Genomic DNA, 2215 nt, shown 5'->3' with positions numbered 1-2215 from the left:
TTCAATGGGAGATATGACTTTGCAAAATGGTTAAATGCTGATTTTAGAATTGGTACTGATTTTTACAATCTTAACAGTGCAGGATTTGATGAAATTGGAAACAGAGGAGCAGGTAATGTTCAAGGTTCAACCCTTGTAGGTGGATTAATTGAAAGGTCAACTAATGTTCACAACGTAAACCAGTACTTTACATTGAATGCAAATAAAAAAGTTGGCGATTTCACGTTCTCAGGATCGCTTGGAAATGAGTTTAATAATAACTATAGCTTTGCCTCAGCTGTTACGGGTATTAGTTTAGTAATTCCTGGGTTTGCCAATTTATCGAATGCTGTGACTTATAATCCTTCGTCGTCAATAGCTCAGAGTAAATTATTCGGCCTTTTTGCAGATGCTGTAGTTGAGTACAAGAATTTCCTATCTGTGAATGTGAAGGCAAGAAATGACTGGTCATCAACATTGGCTCCGGGAAATAATTCGATTTTTTATCCAGCTGTTTCTGGAAGTTTTGTACTTACAGAGGCAATTCCAGCCTTAAAACAAAGTAATAAAATCAACCTAATTAAGTTTAGGGCTAGTTTAGGTGAGGTTGGTAAAGGAGCTCCAGTTTATTCTACTGAAACATATTTTGAGCGTGCTAATCCATTAGATGGTTTTGGTCCACAAATCGTTTTTCCTTTTAATGGGAATGCTGGTTTTACTAAATCGAATGTAGCGGGTAATGCTGCACTTACTCCTGAATTCACAAGAGAATTTGCAGTTGGTACAGAAATGGCGTTTTTCAGCAATCGTTTAAGTCTTGATGCTACATATTATAAACGTAACACTCGAAATGTAATCTTAAGTGTTCCAGTTTCAGCTGCTTCTGGAGTAACTAATGTGTTGCAGAATGCAGGGAAACTTTCAACTAAAGGTCTTGAAATTGCTTTGTCTGGTACACCAATCAAAACTCAAAATTTTTCTTGGGAAGTAGGTGTTAACTATACACAATTTAAGTCTGTAGTTGACGAATTGGCTCCAGGAGTGACTAATATATTTTTGGGTGGTTTTGTAACTCCTAATATTCGTTTAGTGGCAGGAGATCAGTATGGTCAAATATATGGTTCTGCATATCAGCGTAATGCCGCTGGTCAAATGCTAATTAACCCAGCTACTGGTTTGCCTCTTCAAACTGCAGGAGTTGAAAAAATAGGAAATCCTAATCCTGATTTCACTATGGGTATTACAAGCACTGTTTCGTATAAAAACTTTAGTTTCTTTGCTTTACTTGATGTTCGTCAAGGTGGTGATCAGTATTCTAGAAATATTGCTGACGTACAAAGAAATGGTGTAGCAGCTGAAACTGCTGAGTTTCCTCGTTTTCAAGCTGATAATGTGACCGTTACCACTCCTTATCTTTATCAAGGTGTTTATGCATCGGGTCCAAACGCAGGACAACCCAATGTTACCAATGTTTCTGCACAAGCTTATTACGGTAATACTGGTAAATATATAGCAGCAGAAGGTTTTATATATGATACTTCTTGGTTTAGAGTAAGAGAGGTTTCAATGTCTTACAAATTAAGTGCTACTATGTTAAAGAATTCTCCTTTCAAACAGTTCGAGATTGGGGCATTTGGTAGAAATTTATTCTTAAGCGCACCTAATTACCCACATTTTGATCCGGAACAAAATGCGCTAGGGGTTAGTAATGCTCAAGGGTTAGAGTTTAACTCTTTACCAAATACTAGAACTGTTGGTTTTAATCTTAAAGTAGTACTTTAGTAATAATATAACAATATGAAAAATTTAAAAAACAAAATAGTGTCGGTGCTATTCATAGTTGCTTTCTCAGTAAGTAGTTGTGAATTTGAAGGTACTAATGTGGACAAGAGCAGTGTATTAGCTGCTCCAATAAATCAACAGTTGACTTCTTTAACGGTTAACGTAGGTTTTTTATCGGGTAGTGATTTACACAGATATTCCTCTTTAATTATGCAGCAGTTGTCAGGGCAAAGTACTGGAGCAACTACTCAAACTCAATTTTTTGAGCAGTACCAAATTGTTGGATCTGATCTAAACAATTTGTGGGCTAGCGTTTATGCAAATATCCTAAATGATGCTGAAAATATCATCGTGGAAGCTACAGCAACTAATAGTCCTCATTATTCTGGCGTAGCCAAAATTTTGAAGGCTTATACTTATCAGTTAGCAGTAGATACTTGGGGAACTATACCGT

Annotated in this window: 2 protein-coding genes; both read left to right on the top strand. The window is 36.4% G+C overall.

Going from position 1 to position 2215, the window contains the following annotated elements:
* On the top strand, nt 1-1761 hold a 1761-nt coding region (locus P8M54_RS10385), incomplete at its 5' end, for an outer membrane beta-barrel protein (protein WP_300287763.1).
* A gap of 15 nt (nt 1762-1776) precedes the next feature.
* On the top strand, nt 1777-2215 hold a 439-nt coding region (locus tag P8M54_RS10380; RefSeq protein WP_300287762.1), incomplete at its 3' end, for a SusD/RagB family nutrient-binding outer membrane lipoprotein.

It is taken from the genome of Flavobacterium sp., assembly GCF_029242675.1.
Lineage (GTDB): Bacteria > Bacteroidota > Bacteroidia > Flavobacteriales > Flavobacteriaceae > Flavobacterium.
The sequence above is the reverse complement of the archived record's forward strand: the minus strand, read 5'-3'. Positions and strand labels throughout refer to the sequence as shown.